Consider the following 24,060-nt stretch of genomic DNA (forward strand, 5'->3'; position numbering starts at 1 on the left):
TTGGTGTCAGGCGGCAGGGGGTGGCACCGGCACGCCGGGCAGCGGGAGATCGGGGACGGGAAGGCCGGGGCCGACCGGGGGCAGACCCGGGGCGGGCAGCGCTGGGTCGAGCGGAGGCAGGGGCACGCCGGGGTCGAGCGGGGGCAGGCCGGGCAGGGCTGGGTCAAGGGGAGGCAGGCCCGGCAGCGCGGGATCGAGCGGAGGCAGGCCGGGTAGGGCTGGGTCGATTGGGGGCAGCACGGGGGCTACGGGGTCGATGGGGGGCAGCGGCACGCCGGGGTCGATCGGCAGAGGTGGCAGGCCGGGCAGGCTGGGGTCGATCGGCAGGCCCGGAAGCTCGGGCAGGCCGGGTAGGCCAGGAAGTTCGGGCAGGCCGGGAAGGCTTGGCAGGGCACCGAGAATGATGCCGAGCACGGCCGCTAGCAGGTCGCCAATGGCCGAGAGCAGGCCACCGAGAAGGTCCACGGATATCACCTCCGGGAAAATCGGGCCGCGGGGATGACAGCCCATAAAGGAATGCTATTGAGTATTTATCCTTTTTGTCCATAGCAAGAGCGCGTCATATCTTGCTGACTCTTGCGGAAACATTTCAGTAATCGTAAGGTGCGCCCATGAGCCCCCATCGATTGCGCATGGTCCTTATTGGACTGTTATCAATAGCTTTGCTCGGTACGCCCACGCCCGCGGCGGGCCGGGCGGACGAGCCCACCGATGCCGCGCTGGCAGCCGTTGCCGCGCAAGGGAATGCGCGCCCAGCCGATCAGTTCTACTTTGTGCTTCCGGACCGGTTCGCCAACGGTGACCCCGGCAATGACAAGGGCGGTTACCCGGGCGACCGGATGAGCACCGGCTACGATCCCACCGACAAGGGGTTCTACCACGGCGGCGACCTGTTGGGCCTGATCAATCGGCTGGACTACATCCAGGGGCTCGGCACCACGGCGATCTGGCTGGCGCCGGTGTTCAAGAACCGGCCGGTGCAGGCGGATTCGGCCGGCTACCACGGATATTGGATCACCGACTTCACCCAGGTGGACCCGCATTTCGGGACCAATGCCGACCTGAAGCGGCTGGTGCGGCTGGCGCACGAGCGGGGCATGAAGATCTTCCTGGACGTCATCGTGAACCACACCGCGGACGTCATCTCCTATCAGGAGAACCAGTACTCGTACGTGGACAAGAAGACGTCGCCCTACGTGGACGCGCAGGGGCGAAAGTTCGAAGACGTCAACTATGCCGACGGCTCGCAAGGGTTTCCAGCCGTCGACAGGAATTCCGGGCCGTATACGCCGGTGGTGAACGGCAACGTCAAAGTGCCGGCGTGGCTTAACGATCCGACGATGTACCACAACCGGGGCGACTCCACCTTCTCCGGCGAAAACAGCACCTACGGCGACTTTTTCGGCCTCGACGATCTGTGGACCGAGCGGCCCGAGGTGGTACGCGGCATGACGAAGATCTACAAGGATTGGGTCCGCGAAACGGGCGTCGACGGCTTCCGCCTCGACACCGCCAAGCACGTCAACATGGACTTCTGGCCCCAGTTCGTCGACGGCGTGGGCCGCGACTTCTTCATGTTCGGCGAGGTCTTCTCGGCCGATCCGGCGATCATGTCGAGCTACGTGCGGCAGGGTCAGCTTCCGGCCACGCTCGACTTCGGGTTCCAGGCGGCGGCGACCGGATTCGTCAACGGCGGGTCGGGTCAGGGCCTGGCCGATCTCTACGCCGCGGACAGCCTTTACACCGCAAGGAATACCAATGCCGCAGCGCTGCCGACCTTCCTCGGCAACCACGACATGGGCCGGATCGGGAACTTCACCGGCACCCTGGAGAAGGATCGCCTGGCGCACGAGCTGATGTTCCTGACCCGTGGTCAGCCGGTAATCTACTCGGGCGACGAGCAGGGCTTCACAGGCAATGGTGGTGACAAGGATGCGCGACAGGACATGTTCGCGTCCAAGACCGCCGACTATCTCGACGATGATCTTCTGGGTACAGATTCCACCCACGCCCAGGACAACTACAACACCGCGCACCCGCTCTATCGAGCCATCGCCGAGCTGGGCAAGCTACGCAAGGAGCATGCGGCTCTGCGTGACGGCACCCAGACGACAAGGCACGCCGGCGACGGCGTATTCGCGTTCTCGCGGATCAAGGGAACCGAATACGTGGTGGCGGTCAACAGCGCGACCACCGCAAAGACGGTGGCCGTGAGCACCTCAACGCCGGGCGCTTCGTGGTCGAGCGTCTACGGCGGCGGGAGCTTCGATGGCGGGTCGCTGACCGTCCCGGCCCAGTCGAGCGTGGTGTTCCGGGCTGACCGTCCAATCCCGACAGCGGCGGCGCCCACGATCGAGCTCGATCTGGCGGCGCAGTCTGCCACCCAGGCCGTGGTGACCGCTAACGTCACCGGCGATCCCACCGCCACGGTGAGCTTCGCCGCGCAGGTGGGAGACGGGCCGTGGCGGACGCTCGGAACAGCGACGAGCGCGCCCTACCGGATCCACCACGATCTGACCGACCTGGCCGGCCGCACGAAGGTGACCTACAAGGCGGTCGTACGCGATCGACAGGGCAGAACGGCTTCGGCTAAGCGTGGCACAGAGGTGGCGACGCCGCCGCAGGCGGCACAGCGCGAATACGTTCTGGTGCACTATCAGCGCCCCGACGGGGACTACGCCAACTGGCGGCTCTACACGTGGGGTGACATCGACCCGAGCCAGAACCTGCCATGGCCGCAGGGCCAGCCGTTCGCCGGCCGCGATGCCTATGGCGCTTTCGCCTGGGTGAAGGTGAAGCCGGGCGCCACCAGCGTCGGCTATCTCGTCATCGACGCCGACGGAAACAAAGATGTTCCGGTGGATCGGTTCATCGATCCGAGTCAGACCTTCGAGGTGTGGGTCAAGCAGGGCGAGACCGCGTCGCAGCCCCCACCGGCCGCCACCCAGCCGCCCGCGGGCACCGCGGTCCTGCACTATCGCCGCGCCGACGGTAACTACACTGGATGGGGACTGCACCTGTGGGATGGGGCGGCGAACCCGACCGAATGGACCTCGCCGATGCCACCGACCGGCGTCGACTCCTACGGCGCCTTCTGGAATGTGCCGCTGAGCGCGGGTGCGGCAGGGCTGAGCTACATCGCGCACAAGGGCGATGAGAAGGACCTGCCCAACGACCAGCGGCTCGATTTCGGCGCCTTCGGGCGCGAGGCGTGGCTGCTTTCCGGCCGCGCGGCCTATCTGCGGCCCGAGGTCAAGGCGGAGTCCAGCGACATCGATCTGACGAAGTCCTACGCGCAGTGGATCGACCGGGGCACCATCGCCTGGGAGAAACTGAACCCGGACGGCAAGGTTTACGAGCTGGCTGTCTTCCCCAACGGCGGAGCATCCATTGTGGACGGAAAGCTGACTGGAACGTTCTCGCGGATTCCGCTGACCGCGAAGGGCGGCATCGCCGAGGCGCAACGGGTGCGCTTCCCGCACCTGTGGCACTACTACGCCTACGGCGTGTCGGCCGACGCGAAGAACGCTCTACGCGGCCAGCTGGTGGTCACCGAAAGCGACCACACCGGCAAGCTGCTCTCCGCGACCGGGGTGCAGATCCCGGGTGTGCTCGACGACGTCTACTCCCGTGCCGCGCAAGCCCAGCTCGGGCCGACCGTCAAGGGCGGCAAGCCCACCCTCGCGCTGTGGGCGCCCACCGCGCAGCGGGTGGACCTCGAGCTGGAGGATCAGGTCATCGCCATGAAACGTGATGACGCGACCGGTGTGTGGAGCGTGTCGGGCAACTCCTCGTGGCTGGGCAAGAGGTATCGGTACCGCGTAAAAACTTGGCAGCAAACAAAATCGGTGACCGATCCCTACTCGGTGGCGCTGACCACCAACTCCACGCATAGCGTTATAGCCGAGCTGCCGTCGGCCCCGATCGCGAAGTTCGAAGGGCGGCCGCAGATCCAGGAGCTGTCGGTCCGCGACTTCTCGATAGCCGACACCACCGTTCCAGCCAACCTGCGCGGCACCTACAGCGCCTTCACCGTCGCCGACAGCGCGGGCATGAAACACCTCAAGGCGCTTGCGCAAGCGGGCGTGACCCACCTTCACCTCCTGCCCACGTTCGACTTCGCGACGATCCCCGAGGTGCGCTCGGACCAGGCGACGCCGGCCTGCGATCTGGCCGCGATGCCCCCGGATTCCGAGCAGCAGCAAGCATGTGTGGCCGCGGTGCGGGCCAGCGACGGATACAACTGGGGATACGACCCGTTGCACTACACCACTCCGGAGGGTGGCTACGCGGTCAACCCATCCGGCGCGGCGCGCAACGCCGAGTTCAAAGCGATGGTGGACGCGCTGCACCGGATAGGCCTCAAGGTGGTGCTGGACGTGGTCTACAACCACACCTCCTCGCCGTCGCCGCTGGACCCGATCGTGCCTGGCTACTACCACCGGCTGTCCGCCGACGGCAGCGTCGAAACCTCGACCTGCTGCCTGAACACGGCCACCGAACACACGATGATGGGCAAGCTGGTGGTGGATTCGGTGGTCACCTGGGCCTCGGCTTACGGTGTCGACGGTTTCCGCTTCGACCTGATGGGCCACCACCCCAAGGCGAATCTGCTCGATGTCCGGTCCGCTTTGGACAGACTGCCGCACGGGAAGTCGGTGCTGCTCTACGGCGAGGGGTGGAACTTCGGCGAGGTGGCCGACAACGCCAGGTTCGTTCAGGCGACCCAGCTCAACATGGCTGGGACGGGAATCGGCACGTTCAACGACCGGCTCCGGGACGCGGTCAAGGGCGGCGGTCCCTTCGACGTCAACCCGCACCTGCAAGGGTTCGCCTCGGGCCTGTTCACCGCGCCCAATGGCGACGCCATCAACGGCACGGCCGCGGAGCAACGCTCACGTCTGCTCCACCAGCAGGACCAGATCAAGGTGGGCCTGACCGGAAACCTTGCCGGATATGAGTTTGTGGACTCGTCCGGGCGGCGCGTGACCGGGGCTCAGGTGGACTACAACGGGGCTCCGGCCGGGTACACGAAGTCGCCGTCGGAAGCGGTGACCTACGTCGACGCGCATGACAACGAAATCCTCTTCGACTCACTGGCCTACAAGCTGCCACCGGGCACGTCGGCGGCGGATCGGGCGCGTATGCAGGTGCTCGCCCTGTCCACGGTGGTGCTCAGCCAGGGCACCGGCTTCGTCACCGGCGGCTCGGATCGCCTGCGCTCCAAGTCTTTGGACAAGAACTCCTATGACTCGGGCGACTGGTTCAACGCGATCGAGTGGGACTGCGCGGCCGGCAACGGATTCGGCCGGGGCCTTCCACCCGCGTGGGACAACGCTTCGCGATGGGAGTTCGCCAAACCGTTGCTGGCCAACCCGGCCGTCAAACCCACCTGCGACTCGACGGCGCTGGCCGCGGCCAGATTCCAAGAGCTGCTGCGGATCCGCAAGAGCGAACCGTTGTTCAGCCTCGACAGCGCCGAGGATGTGCAGCGGTCGGTCTCCTTCCCACTGTCCGGAGTGGACGAAACGCCCGGCGTCATCACCATGGTGTTGCGCGGGCGCGGATCCACGGTCGTGGTGGTCTTCAACGCCACCCCGGCCACGGTCACCCAGCGGGTACCGGGCCTGGGCTCGCTGACGGCAGTGCCGTCGGTCGACCCGGCCATGGCGGGTGCCACCTACAACGGGACCACCTTCTCGGTTCCGGCCCGGACGGTCGCCGTCTTCCGCTGACGTACCAAACAAAGAGGGGCTCTTGTCAAAGAGCCCCTCTTTCGTGTCCGGAGCTAGCCGGGCAGGCGCGGGCCCGCTTCGCGCTGGGCGGCGAGCCAGGTTTCCACCTCGTCGGCGGTGCGGGGCAGCCCGTCGGAGAGGATCTTGCAGCCGGTGGCGGTGACGAGCACGTCGTCTTCGATGCGGATGCCGATGCCGCGCAGCTCCTCGGGCACCAGCTCGTCCTCGGGCTGGAAGTAGAGCCCCGGCTCGTTGGTGAGCACGTAGCCCTCGGCGAGCTCGCCGTCGCGGTACTTCTCCATACGCGCGTTGGAGCAGTCGTGGACATCGATGCCGAGCATGTGCCCGAAGCCGTGCAGCGTCCACCGGCGGTAGATCATCGAGTCCTTGTCCATCGCCTCGTCGACGCTGCCGGGCAGGATGCCCAGGTCTTTGAGGCCCTCGGCGAGCACGCGCATGCACGTCTGGTGCACGTCGGTGAACTTCACGCCCGGTTTGATGAACTCCATGCCGGCCTGTTGGGAGGCGTGGACAATGTCGTAGACCTGCCGCTGCAGCGGGGTGAACCGCCCGGAGATGGGCAGCGTGCGGGTGACGTCGGCGGTGTAGAGGTTGCGGTTCTCCACGCCCATGTCGGCCAGCAGCAACTCGCCCGGGGTGGTGACGCCGTCGTTGCGGATCCAGTGCAGGATCGCCGCGTGCGCGCCGACGCCGACGATCGAGCTGTAGCCCACGCCGTTGCCGTCATGCCGGGCCCGCAGGCCGAAGATCCCCTCGACCAGGCGCTCGGACACCGCGCGGTCGGCGGGCAGCACGCGGGCCACGTCCTCGAAGCCGCGTACGGTGGCGTCGATGGCGTCCTGCAGCTGCGCGATCTCCCACTCGTCCTTGACGAGCTTCAACTCGGAGATCACCCAGGCCAGCTCGGCGTCGCGCTCCGGGTTGGTCTGGCGGATCGCTTTGTCGACACGTGGGTCCAGGCCGCGCAGGACGCGGGTGCGGCCGGGCGCGAAGTCATCCAGCGGCAGGTCATCGAGATGGGCTGCCTCGACACCAAGCTCGGCGCTCTTCTCGCGCAGCGTGTGCCGGCGGCCGATCCACAGCTCGCCGTAGAAGCGGTCCTTGAAGAACTCGTCGGTGTCGCGCGGCGAACGCGGCCGGACATAGAGCAGCGCGTCATGTCCCGAGCCGTTCGGGCGCAGCACCAGCACGCTCTCCGGCTCGTGCTCGCCGGTCAGGTAGACAAAGTCGCTGCCGGGCCGGAACGGGAAGCTGGTGTCGTTCGCGCGGACCATCTCGCGACCGCTCGGGATCACGATGGTCTCGCCGGGGAAGGCGGCGCTAACCGCTGAGCGCCGCTTCGAGTAGTTGGGCGCTTCTGTCACAAGGGCGACTGGCAGCTCCGTGTCGCGCCAGCCCTTGCGCATGAACTCCAGGAACTTCGGCGGGTAAGCCGGATCGTGCGACTCGGTTCCTTCCGGGACCGAATCTTTTCCTGGGTTTTCTGCAACCGCCATGTCTCCTCCACCGTTTTATGTTCGAGCTTAACGCGGCCAGGAATATGGGAGGATGTCATCGTGTGCGGTATCTTAGCCTTCTTTAGTAGTCATGGCATGGTTCGTGGCTTTCAGCCGCGTCTCGCGGATGCGCTTGAGCTCCTCCATCACCGGGGCCCCGATGACACCGGCCTGGAGGTGGTGGACGATGATGCGATTTTTGCCCATAAAAGGCTCGCCATCATCGATGTTGAACTATCGAAGGAGCCGCTGCCGTACCTCGATCGCTACCTGCTCACCTTTAACGGCGAGATTTACAACTACTTGGAGCTGCGCGAGGAGCTGATACGCGAGCACGGCGCGCAGTTCGCCACCAACGGCGACGGCGAGGTGGTGGTCGCCGGATTCCACTACTGGGGCGAGGCGGTTCTCGACCGGCTGCGCGGCATGTTCGCCTTCGTGATCTGGGACCGAGAGCAGCGGAGGGCTTTCGGGGCGCGGGATCCCTTTGGCATCAAGCCGATGCACTACCTGCAGACCGACGACGGGCTGTTCCTGGCCAGCGAGAAGAAAGCGCTGCTGCCCTTCGCCGACGGCGAGGTGGACCCCGAGCAGCTCTCGCATTTGCTGACCTTCCAATACGTGCCCGAGCCGTCGACGCTGCACCACGGCATCAAACGCATTGGCGCAGGGGAATGTCTTACCTGGGCGCCCGACGAGCAGATGGTGATGCGGCGCTATTTCCGGCCGGTGTTTCATCCGATCCCGGTGTCGGACAACGCCAAAATCTTCCATGACATCCAGGACGCGCTGCGTGAGAGCGTGCGCCTGCACATGCGCTCCGATGTTCCGGTGGGCGCCTTCCTTTCCAGCGGCATCGACTCGACGTCGGTCGTCGCGCTGGCCCGGGAGTTCAATCCGGACATCCTCACCTTCACGGTCGGGTTCGACGTCGCCGGGTACTCGGAAATCGACATCGCTCAAGAGTCGGCCCGGGCGCTGGGGGTGACCACGATCCCCACCAAGATCAATGCCTACGACATGATGGAGGCGCTGCCGCGCATCGTGTGGCACCTCGACGATCCGGTGGCCGATCCGTCGCTGGTTCCGCTTTACTACGTCGCCAAGACCGCCGCGGAGCATGTCACCGTAGTCCTTTCAGGTGAGGGCGCCGATGAATTCTTTGGCGGGTACCTGATCTACCGCGAGCCGCTTTCGCTGGCGATGCTGACCCGCCTGCCCGACCCGATGCGCCGCGGGCTCAAAGCCGTGTCGCGGGCGATTCCCAACGGCATCAGGGGAAAGAGCTTCCTGGAGCGGGGCACGACCCCGCTGGAGGAGCGTTTCAGCGGCAACGCCCGCATCTTCAGCGCCGACGACGAGATCCGCCGGGTGCTCAAACGCAACGCGGGCGGGGCCCGCTACACCGACATCACGAAGCCTTACTACGCCGAGGCTTGCGCCGATGGCCTGGACGACGTGACCAAGATGCAGTACGTCGACATGAGCACGTGGCTGCGCGGCGACATCCTCGTCAAGGCCGACCGGATGTCCATGGCGCACTCGCTGGAGTTGCGGGTGCCCTTCCTCGACCGGGATGTGTGGGCGGTGGCCTCCAAACTGCCGCAGGCGCTCAAGGTCCCGGCTGGGTCGCGTACCACGAAATGGGCCATGCGCCAGGCGATGGCGCAGGTGGTGCCGCCCTCCATCGTCAACCGGCCCAAGCTCGGCTTCCCTGTGCCGACAAGGGTTTGGCTGGCGAACGAGATGTACGAGTGGGCGCGCGACATTCTGCACAACTCAGGAGCGGGCGACCTCATCAATCTGTCCTATGTGGAGGAATTGCTCCGCGACCACAAGGCGGGCCGGGCCGACAACTCACGCAAAATCTGGACCATTCTCGTCTTCTGCGTCTGGCACGCCATCTTCGTCACCAAGACACTCGACCCGGGAATCGGGCGCAACGAGTCGGCTCTGCTGACCAAGCCGCCTACAGCTGCCCACTCAGTTGAGCAAACCCTCGCTTGACGGCGATGCGGGACTGGGCCAGACCGTCCTGGCCCCACTGATTCAGGGGACTCGCCGCGACCACCCGCTCCTGCGGGGCGGCGTCGGCGTGCCCCTCGCGGATGAGCCAGTCCAGGCGGGTCAGCAGGTCGTGCTGGGCGTCGAGGAAGTCGCGGCCGACCGGCTCGCCGTGGCCGGGCACGATGACCGTCTGCGGGCCGCACAGGGTTTGCAGCTGCGCCAGCGCTTCGGGCCATTCCAGCGGGTAGGCGTCCTCGAAGGCGGGCGGCGCTCCCTGCTCCACCAGGTCGCCCGCGACCAGCACGCCATCGACCCGTGCCACTATGTCGCCGGCGGTGTGGCCGCGGCCGTGGTGGCTCAGCACCACTTCGCGCCCGCCGAGCTGGATGGTGGCTTCGCGCCCGACCAGCTGGTTCGGCGGGACTATCCGCACCTGGCTCAGATCCAAGCCGTATTCCGCCTCCCACTCCAGCCGCCAGTGTTCGCCGCGCTCGGCCAGCTCCTTCGCGGTGTCGGGATGCCCCCAGATCGGCGCGCCTTCGGGCGCGAGCACGGCATTGCCAAAGCAGTGGTCGAAATGGAAATGCGTGTTGACCAACGCGAACTCAAGCGGTGTCACCTGCCGCACCGCCTCGCCCAGCTCGCCGCCCTGGGCGTGATCGGAGAGCGTGTCGATCAGCAGAGCCCGCTCGTCTCCCACGATGAGCGTGCAGTTCACGTTGAACGCGGGATAAGGCAGCAGATAGACCCGGTCAGCGATCTCGGTGAACCTCATAGCCGCTCCAAGAATCGTTGCCTGTCTACGGCTACCCGGTGCACGGTGCCCTTCGCGGCCACCGTTTCGCCGTCGAGCAGGACCACGTCGAAAGTGAGCTTCCTGCCCTCGACCGCGGTCAGGGTCGCCTGGGCGGTCACCGCCCGCCCGACCGGGGTGGCCGACAGATGGTCCAGCTCTATCCTTACGCCCACGGTGCTCTGACCGGGCTCAAGCGCTTTGGCCACAGCGGCCACGGTGGCCTCCTCGACCAGCGCCACCACCCGCGGCGTGCCCAGCACGGGGACGTCGCCGGAACCGAGCGCCACCGCGGTGTCCGCGCCGGAAACGGTCAACGCGACGGAAGCGGTCAGGCCGGGGGACAGCTGATGTTCCATGCGGTTCAGCCTAATGTCCGCCGGTGGTTGGCGGGGTGAGTGCGGCCGCGCGGGCGGCGTGGGAACGGGCGGCGAGGTCGCGGGCCCAGGCGCGGGCTTCCTCGACGGGACGATGCGCCGCGCTGACCGGGGTGCTGCCGGCGACGTCGGCGTGGACGGTGGCCACGCCCAGGCGGCGCTGCCACGGCCCCTGGGTGAGCCGGACACTCTGGATCCGTCCATACGGGACGATGGTCAGCGTGCGCGTGGCGAAGCCGTCGACGGCGCCGAAGACCTCGTCGTGCAGGCCCGCGGCGAGCACGCGGGCGCGAAGCGGGGCGAGCCAGCGGACCCTGCGCGGCACCGGGGTCATCGGCAGGTTCGCCGGGTCCACGCCCGGCATGACGTAGGGCATGACCGCGCGGGCTTCCTCGAGCGTGGCCACCGGAAGCAGCCGGTCGGTCTCGGCTTTGCCGCCCTCGGAGGCGACGCTGGTCTGTCCGGCGACCGCCAGCGTGACACGCAGCCAGGCCTTGGCCCGCCACAGCAGCGGCCAGGTCAGGGTCAGCGATTGGATGCGGTGCACCGGTACCACCTGGCTGCGCGAGTTCAGCAGGCCGTGGCGGATGCGCAGCTTGCCGTCGGCGCTGCGGGCCAGGCGGAAGTCCCAGAAGTTCAGCGTGCGCATGACGGGGGCGCCGATGGTCGCGACGAAGGCGCTGATCATGGCGGCGATGGTGAAGAAACCGCGATCCTCGTTGAAGACCAGCTGCGAGGCGATGTAGAGCACCGCGATGGGCGTGAACATCACCGGCGGGGTGAGGAGCTGGCTGAACACCACGGCGTTGTTGTCGACCCGGCGCAGCTCGTGCTCGGTTTCCTCTTCGACGACCGCCGTGCTGTGGCCCCCGCTGAGGGCGAGCAGCTGGCTTCGCAGCGCCAGCGCCTCCGGCATGGGCAGGAAGGCGAGCGGCGCTTCGGAGCGCTGCGCCCCGGCCACGTCGAGCTTCAGCTCGGCCAGGCCGAATGGCTTGGCCTGGAACGGCTGCATCACCTCGATGGCCTGCAGGCGCTCCAGCGGTACGGTGCGTACCCGGCGCGAAATCAGGCCTTCGTAAATGCGCAGCTCCCGCCCGATCACCTCATATCCGGTGAAGCGCCAGGCGATGGTGGAGTAGATGAGCAGGATGACGAACAGGCCGGCGACCACGGCCAGCCAGGTCCAGAAGTGGAGCTGCTGAAGGCTTCGCCATGACATCGCCACCACCGCGAGCACGAACAGCCGCAAGCCTTTGAGCACCGGGCTGAGCGGATGCAGCCGTTGCCGGGTGATCAGCGCATGGCCGTTTTCCTGGGTCACAGGCCCTCGCCGCGGTCTTCGCCGAGGGCGGCGAGACGGTCGCGCAGCCGGGTCGCCTCGTCGGGGCGCAGGCCCGGGATGAACGCGTCGCTCGCCGCGGCGGCGGTGTGCAGGCGGACCGTGGCAATGTTGAACATTCGTTCCAGCGGCCCGGCCGTGACGTCGACGAACTGCATCCGCGCGTAGGGGACGATCGACAGCCGCCGGATCATCCGGCCGTGCCGCACCAGCAGGTCGCGGTCGCGCTCGGCGTATCCGTAGGAGCGCACCGCCAGCGTGCCGAAGATGGCGCCGATGATGTTGAGGACCAGAACCGCGGCGCCGACTGCCACCGCCCACCACGACTGCGTGAACAACCAGGCGATGGCGCTGCCGCCGAGCAGGACCACCAGCCAGATGGCGCGTTCGGTGAGCTCGGCGGCGATGAGCCGGGAGGAGACCGGACGCCACTGGAAGGAGTCGGGCCATGGGTCGAGAGCGCTGAGCGACTGCACGTATCGAGACTAGAGGATCAGCTCAACGACGCCCGCTCGCGCAGGAACCCGCGAGCGTCCAGGAAGGCTGAGAGTTTTTCCAGGTGATCATCGCAGGCGAGCCAGGTCTTGCGGCGCTGCGGCGTGTGCAGCTTCGGATTGTTCCAGTGCAGTTGCCAGGTCGCGGGCGCGCGGCAGCCCTTGCTGGAGCAGATCGGGGGTTCATCGTCGGCCACAGATCAAGCCTAGTAAAAGAAAAAAACCGAGCTGTAAATCGCTCGGTTTTATGTGGCGTGCCGGGCGGCCACGGGGGAAGCCGCCCGGCAACGCGCAAATATTAACCAGGCCGTGAGCGCTAGGGGAAGAGGGGCCACCCCGTCCGTTTGGTTGATTTTCTGCGACCGAGTCGTTGCTCCCAGTAACCGCTCGGGCGAAACGCCTGAATCGGCCCATTTAGGGATGCTCTGTGCGACGCTTGAGAGCGACATCGCCCACCCCTGTCCGCTGTGGAGGACCTAAGAAATGACGGCCGAGCTCGCCGAGATCGCTACGCCCGAACCGGATCAGCCTTCCCCGGCCATCGATGCGTCGCTGCTGGAACGGGCGATGTTCGAGGTCAAGAAGGTGATCGTCGGGCAGGACCTGCTGGTCGAGCGGATGTTCGTGGCGCTGCTGGGCAAGGGGCACTGCCTGCTCGAGGGGGTGCCCGGAGTGGCCAAGACCCTTGCCGTGCAAACAGTGGCGACGGTGGTGGGGGGCAGCTTCGCCCGCATCCAGTTCACTCCCGATCTCGTTCCGGCCGACATCGTGGGCACCCGGATCTACCGCACCGGCTCGGAACGCTTCGACGTGGAGCTCGGGCCGATCTTCGTCAACTTCCTGCTCGCCGACGAAATCAACCGGGCGCCGGCCAAGGTGCAGTCGGCACTGCTGGAGGTGATGGCGGAAAGGCAGGTCTCGCTGGGGGGCAAGACCCATACCGTGCCCGACCCGTTCCTGGTCATGGCCACCCAGAACCCGATCGAGCAGGAGGGCGTCTACCCGCTGCCGGAAGCCCAGCGCGATCGCTTCTTGCTCAAGATTCTCGTCGGGTACCCGACCGACAGCGAAGAACGCGAAATCGTTTACCGGATGGGGGCCACCACGCCGCGGGCAAGCCGGATCCTCGACCCCAGCCAGCTGATCGAGCTGCAGGAGCGGGCGGACCGGGTCTTCGTGCACAACGCGCTGGTCGACTATGCCGTCCGGCTGGTCCTCGCGACGCGTACTCCCGCCGACTTCGGGATGCCCGATGTGGCGCAGCTGATTCAATACGGCGCGAGCCCGCGGGCGTCGCTGGGCCTGGTGCGGGCCACCCGCGCCCTCGCGCTGTTGCGGGGTCGCGACTATGCCCTGCCGCAGGATCTGCAGGACATCGCGCCGGACGTGTTACGCCACCGGCTTGTGCTCAGTTACGACGCGCTGGCCGACGAGATCGCCCCGGACACGATCGTCGAGCGGGTGCTGGAAACGGTGCCGCTGCCGACGGTGGCGCCAAGGCAATCAGCGTGACCGGCGGGCCGCCGGGACGATCGGCGGTGCTCAACCGGCTGCAGCTGTTGGTGAGCCGCCGCCTGGACGGCCTGCTGCAGGGGGACTATCTCGGGCTGCTGCCCGGTCCGGGCAGCGAGGCGGGCGAGTCCCGCGAGTACGTGACCGGGGACGATGTGCGCCGCATGGACTGGCCGGTGACCGCCCGCACCGCCGTGCCCCACGTGCGGCTCACCGTCGCCGACCGGGAACTGGAGACCTGGCTGGCCATAGACATGTCGGCGAGCCAGAGCTTCGGCACGGCGGCCATGCTCAAACGCGATCTCGCTGTCGCCGCGGCCGCCGCGATGACCCACCTCACCGTCCGCGGCGGCAACCGGGTCGGTGCCGTAATCGCTTGCGGGACAGGTGGGTTGCTGCGCCGTCCGGCGCGTGGGGGGCGACTGGCCGCGCAGGGTCTGATCAGGACGATCGCCAACACCACCGCCGCGCCCGGGGCGTGCCTGCCCCAACTGATCGAGGCGCTGAGCCGGCCACCCCGGCGTCGGGGCGTGGCCGTGGTCATCTCGGATTTCCTTGAACCGCCGCAGGGTTGGCAGCGTCAGCTGCGCAAGGTGGCGGTGCGCCATGACGTGCTCGCCATCGAGCTGCTCGATCCTCGTGAGCTGGAGTTGCCCGATGTCGGGGTGCTCGACCTGATCGACCCCGAAACCGGTGCGGTGCATTCGGTGCAGACCTCGGACCGGGCTCTGCGCGAGCGTTACGCGCAGGCCGCGGCGCAGCAGCGGGCCGACGTCGAGGCGGCGCTGAGGGCCGCGGGCGCACGGCACCTGCGCCTTCGTACTGACTCGGATTGGCTGACCGATGTGGTCAAGTTCGTGGTGTCGCAACGCTTCCGGCGAGGTCGATGATCATGATGTTGCTATCGCCCGGCTGGCTGATCGCGCTGGTTCCGGTGCTCGCCCTGGCCGCCGGTTACCTGTGGCGGCAGCGCAAGCGGTCCGAGACCGCACTGCGCTTCAGCAATCTGGAGCTGCTTAAGTCGTTGGCCCCCAAGGGAATCGGCTGGAGACGCTATCTCGCCGCCGGTTCCTTCCTGACCGGGTTGCTGGCGCTGGTGGTGAGCCTCGCCCAGCCCGCGATCGAGATGGAGGTGCCGCTGGAGCGGGCGACGGTGGTACTGGCTATCGACGTGTCTCTGTCGATGCAGTCCGACGACGTCGAGCCGACCCGGCTACAGGCCGCGCAGGAGGCGGCCAAACAATTTGTCCGGGACCTGCCCGTGGCCTACAACCTGGGCCTGGTCTCATTCGCCCGTTCCGCACAGGTTCTGGTGCCACCGTCCAAAGACCACCAGGCGGTCATCGAGGCGATCGACGCGCTGCAGCTGGCCGAGGCGACCGCGACCGGTGAGGCGGTTTTCACCGCCCTCGACGCGATCCGCAACGTCCCCGCGAACGGCACGGAAGAGGCGGCCCCGGCCCGCATACTTCTGCTCTCAGACGGGTACCGGACCTATGGCCGCCCCATCGAGGAGGCGGCCGACGCGGCGGTCGAGGCGCAGGTGCCCGTCTCCACGGTCGCCTTCGGCACCGACGACGGGACGGTCGACATCGCGGGACAGCTGCAGCGGGTCCCAGTGGATCGGGTGGCTCTGGCCGAGCTGGCCGAGACCACGGGAGGCTTCTTCTACGAAGCGGCCTCGGCAAGCGAGCTGAAACAGGTCTACGACGACATGGGTTCGTCACTGGGCCGGCGGGTCGAACCGGTGGAACTCACCCGATGGTTCGCCGGAGCCGGCCTAATCCTGTCCCTGCTAGCGGGAATGTTCAGTCTCTTGTGGACACCGCGATTGATCTGAGTCACCTAGCGGTGACCAGGACGAAGATGGTGGCGACCCAGGTGGCCGCGAGGGTAAAGCCCAGCGGGGCAAGGTAACGGCTCATGGCAAGACTCCAGTGGCGTCTGTCGGTGCTCAGGACAGGGTTGGTCGCTCACATGAAGGTCATGACCGGGCTGAAGTGACGAGGAAAGGAAGGTCACTTCGCGTGAAGATCTGGCGCCCGGCCATGACTGGGAGGATCGCTATCTCGCATAGCGACTCACCTCCTTGGGCCATGGTTCACAGGCAGGATCGCGGGCTCCCCGCAAACGCTGCCATCTTACATCCAGGTAAGGACCGGCCCGCCTCATCCTTCCCGGCAGTGTGTCGTGGCCACCCGGCGATGTGGACATGATCGTGTTTTGGAGGATCTCTACAACATCTTTAGGTGGTTTTCGTCATGGGTCGGCGGCGATCGTCATCGGCCCGCGCCATAGGGTGTGGCGAGTAGACATCCCACCTGACAGGAGCGCAACGTGGCTCGAACCGTGCTTGTGACCGGCGGCAACAGGGGCATCGGCCTGGCCATCGCGCAGGCTTTCGCCAAGCAGGGCGACCGGGTGGCGATCACCCATCGCGGCACCTTCGATGCCGCGAGCGCGCCCGATCTTCTCGGCGTCACCTGCGACATCACGGACTCGGCGGCGGTCGACGCCGCCTTCACCACGGTCGAGAACGAGCTCGGGCCGGTCGAGGTGCTCGTGGCCAACGCGGGCATCACCGATGACACGCTGCTGATGCGCATGTCCGAGGAGCAGTTCACCCGGGTGATCGACACCAATCTCACCGGCGCGTTCCGCTGCGCCAAGCGCGCGAGCACCAAGATGCTGCGCAACCGGTGGGGCCGCATGATCTTCATCAGCTCGGTCGTCGGCCTCTACGGCGGACCGGGTCAGGTCAACTACGCCGCGAGCAAGGCCGGCCTCGTCGGCGTGGCCCGCTCGATCACGCGCGAGCTCGGTACCCGAAACATCACCGCCAATGTGGTGGCGCCCGGCTTCATCGAGACGGACATGACCGCAGTCCTGCCGGAGGACCGCAAAGCGGAAATCCTCAAGGCGATTCCGGCTGGGCGTCTGGCCCATGTCGACGAGGTGGCCGCGACGGTCACCTGGCTGGCCGGCGACGCGGCCGGATATATCACTGGCGCTGTCATCCCGGTGGATGGCGGCTTGGGCATGGGTCACTGAGGGAGACAACCGTGTTGCTTGAGGGTAAGAGCGTCCTGGTCACCGGGGTGCTCACGGAGGCGTCGATCGCGTTCAACATCGCGAAGATCGCCCAGGAGCAGGGCGCGAAGCTGGTGCTCACCGGGTTCGGGCGGATGTCCCTGGTGGAGCGGATAGCCAAGCGGCTGCCGCAGGAAGTGCCCGTCATCGAGCTCGACGTGACCAATGCCGAGCATCTGGGCAGCCTGGCGGAAAGGGTCGGCGCCCTCGGCTTCGACAGCCTCGACGGCGTTGTCCATTCGATCGGTTTCGCGCCCCAGACCGCCCTTGGCGGCAACTTCCTGGACGCCGGCTGGGAGGACGTCGCGACCGCGGTGCACGTCTCCGCCTATTCCTACAAGGCGCTCGCGATGGCGACGCTGCCGTTGATGGAGAAGGGCGGCTCGGTGGTCGGGCTCACCTTCGACGCCACGCTGGCCTGGCCGGTCTACGACTGGATGGGGGTGGCCAAGGCCGGGCTGGAGTCCACCTCCCGTTACCTGGCCAAGTATCTGGGCGCCAAGGGCATTCGCAGCAACCTGGTCTCGGCCGGTCCACTTAGGACGATGGCGGCCAAGTCGATCCCCGGTTTCGAGAAGTTCGAGGAGTCGTGGTCCGATCGGGCCCCGCTGGGCTGGGCCCTGACCGACACCGCGCCGACGGCCAAGGCCGTGGTGGCACTCCTGTCGGATTGGTTCCCGGCCACCACCGGAGAGATCATCCACGTCGACGGTGGGTACCACGCGACAGCCGCATAGGCGCGACCACCGCGCTGATTTAGTCTTTACGGTATGTATGACGCGTTTCTGCTGCTGTCATTTGGCGGCCCGGAGCACCCCGATGATGTGCTTCCGTTCCTGCAGAACGTGACCCGAGGCAGAGGGGTGCCGCCGGAGCGGCTGGCCGAGGTGGCCGCTCACTATCAGCGCTTCGGCGGCGTTTCCCCGATCAACCAGCAGTGCCGGGAGTTGGTGGCCGCCATCAGGGCCGACTTCTCGGTACACGGGATCGACCTGCCGGTCTACTGGGGCAACCGCAACTGGCGTCCCATGCTCGCCGACACCATGGCGCAGATGCGCGACCACGGGGTGCAGCGGGCGATCACGTTCGCGACCAGTGCTTACGGGTCCTATTCCTCGTGCCGGCAGTACCTTCAGGATCTCGCCGCCGCGCGCGCCGCCGTCGGGCCGCGGGCACCCGTGGTCGACAAGCTGCGCCACTTCCATGACCACCCCGGTTTCGTCGAGCCGCTCGCCGACTCCGTGGTCACCGCGTTCGGCGAGCTGGACCCGGCGGCCCGGGAGACGACGCGCCTCGTCTTCACCGCGCACTCGATTCCCGCCTCCATGAACGCCAGCAGCGGCCCGGAGAGCAACGGCCTCTACGAGGCGCAGCTGCTGGAAACCGCCCGGCTGGTCGCCGCCCGTTCCCTGCCGGGGGTGGGCTGGGATCTGGTGTGGCAGAGCCGTTCCGGCCCGCCGCAGGTGCCGTGGCTGGAGCCGGACATCAACGAGCATCTGCGAGTGCTGGCCAAGGACTTCACCACACAGGTGGTGGTGAGCCCGATCGGGTTCGTCTCGGATCATCTGGAGGTGATCTGGGACCTGGACGAGGAGGCCGCCGCCACAGCACGCCAGCTGGGGCTGGGCTTCGCGCGCGCCAAGACCCCGGGCACCGATTCCCGGTTCGTGGCGATGATCCGCGATCTGGTCCAGGAACGGATGCGGACGTCCGATGACGGGAGTCGAGCCGGGCTCGGTAGGCTCGATCACTGGGACTTCTGCGCCAGCCACTGCTGCCCGGCGCCTGCTAGTTCCGCCCGGCGGTGAATGGAGACGGTGGCATGGAACGGCACATCGAGGCATGGCTGACCGATATGGACGGTGTGCTGGTGCACGAGGGGGTGCCCATCCCCGGTGCGACCGAGTTCATCAGCCGCCTGCGCGCCTCCGGCAAGCCGTTCCTGGTGCTGACCAACAACTCCATCTACACCCCACGCGATCTGCATGCCCGCCTGACCCGCCTCGGCTTCGACCTGCCCGAGGAAGCCATCTGGACCTCGGCGCTGGCGACCGCGCAGTTCCTGGCCGACCAGCGGCCGGGCGGAAGCGCCTTCGTGATCGGCGAGGCCGGCCTGACCACGGCTTTGCACGCGGCGGGCTACATCATGACCGACTTCGACCCCGACTACGTCGTGCTGGGGGAGACCCGTAACTACAGCTTCGAGGCGATCACGACCGCGGTGCGCCTGATCACCAAGGGGGCGCGTTTCATCTGTACCAACCCCGATGTGACCGGCCCGTCCAACGAGGGGCTGATGCCCGCCTGCGGGTCGGTCGCCGCGATGATTACCAAAGCCACCGGGGTGGATCCATACTTCGTGGGCAAGCCGAATCCGATGATGATGCGCTCCGCGCTCAACCGCATCGGCGCGCATTCGCTGGAAGCCGCGATGATCGGTGACCGGATGGACACCGACATGCTGTGCGGGCTGGAGGCGGGCCTGAACACCATCCTGGTGCTCACCGGGATCTCGACCAAAGCCGATGTGGAACGCTTCCCCTACCGGCCCTCGCGGGTGGTCGCCTCGGTCGCCGACCTCATCGAGGAGGTTTAGGCGGATTCGAGCCGGGCGTGCCAGCGTGCCGCCCATGAAGTGGCTTGCCTCGCTAGTCCTGACCGCGGCGCTGATTGTCGTGCCGCAGTCGCCAGCCTCCGCCGCGTGCGCCTCGACGCGGCTCAACGCGCCCGCGGGCATGACGATCACCTACTCCACCAACCATGCCGGCACGGGCTACATCGTCGGCTCCGGCTGGGTGTCCAACCATTGGGAGGGCATCCTCTGGACCAACGGTGTGCCGCAACGCCTGCCCAATCCCGCGGCGGGCGACGGCTCCAACTATCCGCGTGCGGTCAACGGTTCCGGAGTGGTCGCCGGATACTGGGTCGGTTCGACCGGGGTCTCCTTCGGCTGGCGCTACACCAATGGCAGTTACCAACAGCTTCCCCCGTTGGGAACACGCAAATCGCTGCCCACCGACATGAATTCGGCCGGCGACATCGTGGGGTTCGCCAGCTACCTCACCGCCGGTGACTTCTCCCACGTCATGCTGTGGAAAGCAAGCACCCCAAGCCAATTCACCGATTTCGGGCTGGGTACAGCGGCCGGGATCGACGACACCGGACGGGTCGTGGTCAGCTGGGGAGTCCTGTTCAACCCCGATGGAACGAGCCTGTCCCTGGACAATCCGGGCGCCACCTTCTCGGTCCGGGACTTCGCCGGTGGCCGCATCGTGGGATTCAAAGGCGTCGACGCGCCTTACACCGTCGTGGAGTGGAACCTCAGCGGCCATGTGGTGCGCGAGATCGCCGACGGTGTGCCCCAGGCCATCAACGCTTCGGGCTCGATCACCGCGACCCGGCAGAGCGGTGCCAAGGTGCTTTTCAAGGGTGCGACGGTGGAAACCCTCACCTCGCCAGTTCCCGCTCCGCGAATCACCATCGGGGTCACCAGTGACAACGTGGTAATCAGCGATGCCAACAACAGCGCCTACCGCTGGAACTGCTGACTATCCAATCACGACTGTCTTAGCACAACGGGGAGTTGCAGGCCGCTACCAGTGCTTCACGGCACGCCGTGGCCAGCGGCCGCAACGCCTCTTCCCGCTGGCGCATTTCCACCGTGTTAAGCGCGCCGCCCGGGGCGGCCTGGCCGGCCAGGGTCAGCACCCGGTCGAGCACGCACGCCCGCGCGTAGAGGCGCCTGGCCCGCTGGTCATAGCCGGCGGGCAAATCCGACTCGCCAGTAGGTTTGCGAAGCGCCGCAAGCTCACCGGCGAGCTCCGGCCGCCACTGCGCCACGTCCAGCTTCACCAGCTGCGTGGTGGCTTCGGCCAGTGCCAGGCTCAAGGTGGCTTCGGCTTCTCTTAACTCTATTTGGTACCCAGAAAAGGCTTCGGGAAGTTCGAAAGCGTGCCATTGCACGGTCGTGAACGTCACCCCTGAGCCCGAGGTGTGCTGGCGCGCTTCGGGAACCAGGCCCAGCCGGCTGGCCAGCACTCCCTCACCGGCCAGCAGCGCGCGATCGGTGAACGGGCCCGGCCCGGGAAGCCCGCGCGGATCGCCCGGCACCGGCAGCACCAACCTGATCTCGTCGGGGTGCAGCTTGGCCAGCTGAGGCAAGGCTTCGCGCAGCTCGACCTCGCGCCAGGTGCCCGGCAGACCCTCGACGTGTTGCTCTTCTTCGACCGCGGTCATCACATCGACGATCTCGTCGAACGAGACCAGCCCCGCGCGCCAGGCCCTAGCCCAGCTCACCAACCGGGCCGACCTGCGCGCGGTCAGGGTAACCGCGTGCGCTGTGGGGGACATGCCAGCCAGAGTACGTGCTCCGCATACATCTTGTCCCGTACCCTGTCCCGATGCGTCGCGTAATTCCTGTGGTGGAAGCCGAACATGGGCTGGTCGTGGAGTGTGCGGACAGCGGATTTTGTGGTGCCGTGGTTGGCTTTTCGCACGGAGCGGTGACATTGGAGGACAGGCACGGTAAACTGCGCCACTTTCCCCTCGAACCGGCGGCGTTTCTGGTAGATGGCGAGATCGCCACCCTGGTTCGCCCCGCTGTCAAGCGCACCCGCGCCGTCACCGCATCCGGTTCGGTGGCGGCCGGTCCGCAGCGCGCCAAAGTGGCCAAAGCAAGCAGGATTTGGGTGGAAGGCCTGCACGACGCCACGTTGATCGAAAAGATCTGGGGCGACGATCTTCGTGGGGAGGCGATCGTCGTGGAGCCCATGCACGGCGCGGATGACCTGGCCGCGTTGGTGCAAGGCTTCGAGCCAGGCCCGCAGCGCCGCCTCGGGGTGCTTCTCGATCATCTAGTGGCGGGCAGTAAAGAAACCCGCTTGGCCTCCACAGTAGACAGTGCCCACGTGCTCATCGCGGGACACCCATACATCGATGTGTGGCAGGCTGTCAAGCCCCAACGGCTCGGCATCGCGGCCTGGCCGGTCGTTCCACCCGGCCAGCCCTGGAAACAGGGAATCTGTGCCGCCCTAGGGGTGAGCGACACAGACTCGTTCTGGCCACGCCTGCTGTCGCGAGTGGACAGTTATCGCGACCTGGAAACACCTTTGGTGAACTCGGTGGAGCGGCTCATCGATTTTGTGACCACTTCCTGAGCTCTTCGAGCACGGCCTCCTCGGCGTTCTCGTGCGTCACGCCGAGGTCGTTGAGCGCTTGGGTGGCCGCTTCCTCTTGCGCCGCAAGCAGTCCCAACAGGATGTGTTCGGTGCCGACATAGTTGTGCCCGAGCCGTTGCGCTTCGGTGACAATCAGCTCACGGACCCGTTTCAAACCTGGGCTGAACGGCACGTGATAGTTGAGCTGCTTGGTGTTCGGCGGCATTATCTCCGTGAGCACATGTTCCACCGCGTCTTTGGACACGCCCCTGGCCTCGATAGCCTTGCCGGCAAGCCCTTCCCACTCCGCGAGCAAGCCGTAGAGCAGGTGCGCGCTGCCGACTTGCTCGTGCCCCCGATCGCGAGCGGAGTTCTGGGCCTTGAGGACAACCACTTTGGCGCGATCGGTGAAGCGGTCCAATCCGGTGTCGCTGAAACGCTTCTGGGCCGCTTGCTTGCTAACGCCCATGCTTTGGCCGATTCCGGTCCAGGAGGCCCCCGAGCGCCGCGCCTGGTCCACGAAATGGCCGATGAGATGGTCGGCCATGTCGTCGATTTGCTCGGCGACGACGATCGCGTCGCTGAGATGTTCGAGCGCGGACCCGTCGGGACGGCGCTCTTTGACGTACGAGATTAGGTCATCGAGTCGCATCATCATGAGTCAACCATAGGTTGACGGTTGGCGGGTGTCAACCTACGGTTGACGAGTGTGCAGGAAGGTGGCGATGTCCAGCTCCACCGGGGTTCCTTGACCGTCCCGGCGCACTCGCAACAGCTCGCCATCGTTGGAACCGGAATGACAGCGCCACACGTCCGCGCTCTCCTGCGCGAAGCGCCACGGGGCGGCGGCCGGGCTGACCGGTTCCATGACCAGCTCCTCGCCGTCGTGGCGGGCGAGCAGCTGCCTGCCCATCCACCACCACACCCCGGCCAGCTCGTGCGGCTGGGCGGCCGGGGCCGGGCGCCACGGCTTGACCCGCGGCGGCTCCGCCTCCAGTACCAGATCCAGCAGGCTCGTGTTGAGCGCGGCGATCCGCAGCTCGTGCAGGGTGTAGGCGTTGGCGAACAGGATCGCCGCGGTCCGGCTCGGCCGGTGGACCAGCAGGTGGGCCAGGTAGCCCGGCATCGAACCACCGTGGCCGACGTAAATGCGCTCGCCCGACCTATACAGCTCCAGGCCCAGGCCATGCCCACCCGTCCACGACTCCAGGTCGCTGATGACCATCGGCGCGCACATCTCGGTGAGCGTGGCCGGATCGAGCAAACCCGGGTCCGGGTCGGCCAGGAACGCCGCCCACCTGGCCAGATCGGCGGCCGTTGACCAGAGCTGGCCGGCGGGCGCCATCGCGGCCGTGTCGGTGCGCGGCTCCTCCCGCAGCGTGGCGTCCCACGGGTGCACGACGAAACCCCGGGCGAAAGGCTCCATCTCCATATGGCTGGTCCGGCTCATACCCAGCGGTTCGAGCAGGCGCTTGGAAAGCAGGTCGGTCCAGTCCAGCCCGGTCAGCCGGTTGGCCACCGCACCGAGCAGGCCATACGCCAGATTGGAGTAGTGATAGGTGCGCAGGGGAGGGTAGGCGATCTTGTCGGGGGTGAGCGCCCCCAGGAACGTCTCCAGATCGGTGCCCTCGGCCCGTTCCCACCACTGCCCGTCCGGCTCGCGCTGCAGACCCGAGATGTGACCGAGCATCTGGCGCAGGGTGATGGCGCTGCCCACCGGCGTCCCCGGCAGGTGGCGATAAAGCAGATCCTCCAGGCTGAGCCGGCCCTCGTCACGCAACTGCATGATCATAACCGCGGTCAGCGTCTTGGTGATCGAGCCGATGCGGAACTGGGTATCGGCGGTCGGGACAGCGCCCGTCGCGGGGTCGCAGCCGTTGGCGCTGAAGTGGACCAGCGCGCCATCGCGGACGACCGCCGCCGCCAAGGCCGGGGCGCGGCCCCGCTCCTGGGCGCGGGCCACCAGGTCGTCCACCTTGCGTGCGGTCTGCGGGTTCAGCGTCATCAGATCTCCTTTCCCCACGACCAACGGCTGTTCGG

General features: G+C 66.9%; 21 protein-coding genes. 11 read left to right on the top strand and 10 right to left on the bottom strand.

Going from position 1 to position 24,060, the window contains the following annotated elements:
* Positions 1-6: 6 nt before the first annotated feature.
* Complete coding sequence (locus tag Rhe02_RS26380) at positions 7-465, bottom strand: hypothetical protein (RefSeq protein ID WP_203911052.1); 459 nt, start codon at positions 463-465, stop codon at positions 7-9.
* Positions 466-611: 146 nt separating this feature from the next.
* Between Rhe02_RS26380 and pulA the strand changes: the two genes are divergently transcribed.
* Positions 612-5,735 (top strand): pullulanase-type alpha-1,6-glucosidase, encoded by a 5,124-nt coding sequence (pulA, locus tag Rhe02_RS26385; RefSeq protein WP_239124065.1) that lies wholly within the window; start codon positions 612-614, stop codon positions 5,733-5,735.
* Between the two features lie 53 nt (positions 5,736-5,788).
* Here pulA and Rhe02_RS26390 read toward each other — a convergent pair whose 3' ends face one another.
* Positions 5,789-7,252 (bottom strand): aminopeptidase P family protein, encoded by a 1,464-nt coding sequence (locus tag Rhe02_RS26390; RefSeq protein ID WP_203911053.1) that lies wholly within the window; start codon positions 7,250-7,252, stop codon positions 5,789-5,791.
* Between the two features lie 60 nt (positions 7,253-7,312).
* On the opposite strand from Rhe02_RS26390, the gene asnB reads away from it, so the two are divergent.
* On the top strand, positions 7,313-9,259 hold the full coding sequence (gene asnB, locus Rhe02_RS26395; protein WP_203911054.1) for an asparagine synthase (glutamine-hydrolyzing): 1,947 nt from the start codon (positions 7,313-7,315) through the stop codon (positions 9,257-9,259).
* Here asnB and Rhe02_RS26400 read toward each other — a convergent pair.
* Genes Rhe02_RS26400 through Rhe02_RS26420 form a run of 5 tightly spaced genes read right to left on the bottom strand, consistent with a single transcriptional unit; the run spans position 9,222 to position 12,459 of the window.
* Positions 9,222-10,034: an MBL fold metallo-hydrolase gene (locus Rhe02_RS26400; RefSeq protein WP_203911055.1), complete on the bottom strand. Its 813-nt coding sequence runs from the start codon at positions 10,032-10,034 to the stop codon at positions 9,222-9,224. The genes asnB and Rhe02_RS26400 overlap by 38 nt on opposite strands.
* Positions 10,031-10,411 carry a thioesterase family protein gene (locus Rhe02_RS26405; RefSeq protein ID WP_203911056.1) on the bottom strand — a complete coding sequence of 127 codons (381 nt, stop codon included), beginning with the start codon at positions 10,409-10,411 and terminating at the stop codon, positions 10,031-10,033. The genes Rhe02_RS26400 and Rhe02_RS26405 overlap by 4 nt, the downstream gene beginning before the upstream one ends.
* A 10-nt stretch (positions 10,412-10,421) precedes the next feature.
* Positions 10,422-11,750, bottom strand: coding sequence for a PH domain-containing protein (locus tag Rhe02_RS26410; protein WP_203911057.1), 1,329 nt, complete (start codon positions 11,748-11,750; stop codon positions 10,422-10,424).
* Complete coding sequence (locus Rhe02_RS26415; RefSeq protein ID WP_203911058.1) at positions 11,747-12,244, bottom strand: PH domain-containing protein; 498 nt, start codon at positions 12,242-12,244, stop codon at positions 11,747-11,749. The genes Rhe02_RS26410 and Rhe02_RS26415 overlap by 4 nt, the downstream gene beginning before the upstream one ends.
* 17 nt (positions 12,245-12,261) lie before the next feature.
* Positions 12,262-12,459 carry an acetone carboxylase gene (locus Rhe02_RS26420; RefSeq protein ID WP_203911059.1) on the bottom strand — a complete coding sequence of 66 codons (198 nt, stop codon included), beginning with the start codon at positions 12,457-12,459 and terminating at the stop codon, positions 12,262-12,264.
* Between the two features lie 286 nt (positions 12,460-12,745).
* Between Rhe02_RS26420 and Rhe02_RS26425 the strand changes: the two genes are divergently transcribed.
* The 8 genes from Rhe02_RS26425 (at position 12,746) to Rhe02_RS26460 (ending at position 20,412) form a co-directional block, all read left to right on the top strand.
* Positions 12,746-13,774 (top strand): AAA family ATPase, encoded by a 1,029-nt coding sequence (locus tag Rhe02_RS26425; RefSeq protein ID WP_203911060.1) that lies wholly within the window; start codon positions 12,746-12,748, stop codon positions 13,772-13,774.
* Positions 13,765-14,664, top strand: a complete 900-nt coding sequence (locus tag Rhe02_RS26430; protein WP_203911111.1) for a DUF58 domain-containing protein — start codon at positions 13,765-13,767, stop codon at positions 14,662-14,664. The genes Rhe02_RS26425 and Rhe02_RS26430 overlap by 10 nt, the downstream gene beginning before the upstream one ends.
* Positions 14,665-14,666: 2 nt before the next feature.
* A complete protein-coding gene (locus tag Rhe02_RS26435) occupies positions 14,667-15,614 on the top strand; it encodes a VWA domain-containing protein (protein WP_373320701.1) in 948 nt (315 codons plus the stop codon).
* A gap of 497 nt (positions 15,615-16,111) precedes the next feature.
* Positions 16,112-16,825, top strand: coding sequence for a 3-oxoacyl-ACP reductase FabG (fabG, locus tag Rhe02_RS26440; protein ID WP_203911061.1), 714 nt, complete (start codon positions 16,112-16,114; stop codon positions 16,823-16,825).
* A gap of 11 nt (positions 16,826-16,836) precedes the next feature.
* Positions 16,837-17,601: an enoyl-ACP reductase FabI gene (fabI, locus tag Rhe02_RS26445; RefSeq protein WP_203911062.1), complete on the top strand. Its 765-nt coding sequence runs from the start codon at positions 16,837-16,839 to the stop codon at positions 17,599-17,601.
* A gap of 33 nt (positions 17,602-17,634) precedes the next feature.
* Positions 17,635-18,672 (top strand): ferrochelatase, encoded by a 1,038-nt coding sequence (locus Rhe02_RS26450; protein WP_203911063.1) that lies wholly within the window; start codon positions 17,635-17,637, stop codon positions 18,670-18,672.
* A gap of 14 nt (positions 18,673-18,686) precedes the next feature.
* Positions 18,687-19,460, top strand: a complete 774-nt coding sequence (locus Rhe02_RS26455; RefSeq protein WP_203911064.1) for an HAD-IIA family hydrolase — start codon at positions 18,687-18,689, stop codon at positions 19,458-19,460.
* Positions 19,461-19,494: 34 nt separating this feature from the next.
* Positions 19,495-20,412 (top strand): hypothetical protein, encoded by a 918-nt coding sequence (locus Rhe02_RS26460; protein WP_203911065.1) that lies wholly within the window; start codon positions 19,495-19,497, stop codon positions 20,410-20,412.
* Positions 20,413-20,431: 19 nt separating this feature from the next.
* On the opposite strand, the gene Rhe02_RS26465 is transcribed toward Rhe02_RS26460, so the two are convergent.
* Entirely contained in the window at positions 20,432-21,214 is a 783-nt protein-coding gene (locus Rhe02_RS26465) for an Rv1486c family protein (protein ID WP_203911066.1), read from the bottom strand.
* Between the two features lie 50 nt (positions 21,215-21,264).
* Between Rhe02_RS26465 and Rhe02_RS26470 the strand changes: the two genes are divergently transcribed.
* On the top strand, positions 21,265-22,020 hold the full coding sequence (locus Rhe02_RS26470; protein WP_203911067.1) for a DUF3097 family protein: 756 nt from the start codon (positions 21,265-21,267) through the stop codon (positions 22,018-22,020).
* Here the strand turns inward: Rhe02_RS26470 and Rhe02_RS26475 are convergent.
* Positions 21,995-22,678 (bottom strand): Clp protease N-terminal domain-containing protein, encoded by a 684-nt coding sequence (locus tag Rhe02_RS26475; protein ID WP_203911068.1) that lies wholly within the window; start codon positions 22,676-22,678, stop codon positions 21,995-21,997. The genes Rhe02_RS26470 and Rhe02_RS26475 overlap by 26 nt on opposite strands.
* Positions 22,679-22,714: 36 nt before the next feature.
* A complete protein-coding gene (locus Rhe02_RS26480) occupies positions 22,715-24,025 on the bottom strand; it encodes a serine hydrolase domain-containing protein (protein ID WP_203911069.1) in 1,311 nt (436 codons plus the stop codon).
* Positions 24,026-24,060 lie beyond the last annotated feature (35 nt).

Source organism: Rhizocola hellebori (assembly GCF_016862955.1).
Lineage (GTDB): Bacteria > Actinomycetota > Actinomycetes > Mycobacteriales > Micromonosporaceae > Rhizocola > Rhizocola hellebori.

What these genes read in the sequence shown, in the direction of transcription:
- pulA (WP_239124065.1), top strand. Translation starts at nt 612, where the DNA reads ATGAGCCCCCATCGATTGCGCATGGTCCTTATTGGACTGTTATCAATA.
- Rhe02_RS26390 (WP_203911053.1), bottom strand. Translation starts at nt 7,252, where the DNA reads ATGGCGGTTGCAGAAAACCCAGGAAAAGATTCGGTCCCGGAAGGAACC.
- Rhe02_RS26400 (WP_203911055.1), bottom strand. Translation starts at nt 10,034, where the DNA reads ATGAGGTTCACCGAGATCGCTGACCGGGTCTATCTGCTGCCTTATCCC.
- Rhe02_RS26405 (WP_203911056.1), bottom strand. Translation starts at nt 10,411, where the DNA reads ATGGAACATCAGCTGTCCCCCGGCCTGACCGCTTCCGTCGCGTTGACC.
- Rhe02_RS26425 (WP_203911060.1), top strand. Translation starts at nt 12,746, where the DNA reads ATGACGGCCGAGCTCGCCGAGATCGCTACGCCCGAACCGGATCAGCCT.
- Rhe02_RS26435 (WP_373320701.1), top strand. Translation starts at nt 14,667, where the DNA reads ATGATGTTGCTATCGCCCGGCTGGCTGATCGCGCTGGTTCCGGTGCTC.
- Rhe02_RS26450 (WP_203911063.1), top strand. Translation starts at nt 17,635, where the DNA reads ATGTATGACGCGTTTCTGCTGCTGTCATTTGGCGGCCCGGAGCACCCC.
- Rhe02_RS26455 (WP_203911064.1), top strand. Translation starts at nt 18,687, where the DNA reads ATGGAACGGCACATCGAGGCATGGCTGACCGATATGGACGGTGTGCTG.
- Rhe02_RS26460 (WP_203911065.1), top strand. Translation starts at nt 19,495, where the DNA reads ATGAAGTGGCTTGCCTCGCTAGTCCTGACCGCGGCGCTGATTGTCGTG.
- Rhe02_RS26465 (WP_203911066.1), bottom strand. Translation starts at nt 21,214, where the DNA reads ATGTCCCCCACAGCGCACGCGGTTACCCTGACCGCGCGCAGGTCGGCC.
- Rhe02_RS26470 (WP_203911067.1), top strand. Translation starts at nt 21,265, where the DNA reads ATGCGTCGCGTAATTCCTGTGGTGGAAGCCGAACATGGGCTGGTCGTG.
- Rhe02_RS26475 (WP_203911068.1), bottom strand. Translation starts at nt 22,678, where the DNA reads ATGATGATGCGACTCGATGACCTAATCTCGTACGTCAAAGAGCGCCGT.
- Rhe02_RS26480 (WP_203911069.1), bottom strand. Translation starts at nt 24,025, where the DNA reads ATGACGCTGAACCCGCAGACCGCACGCAAGGTGGACGACCTGGTGGCC.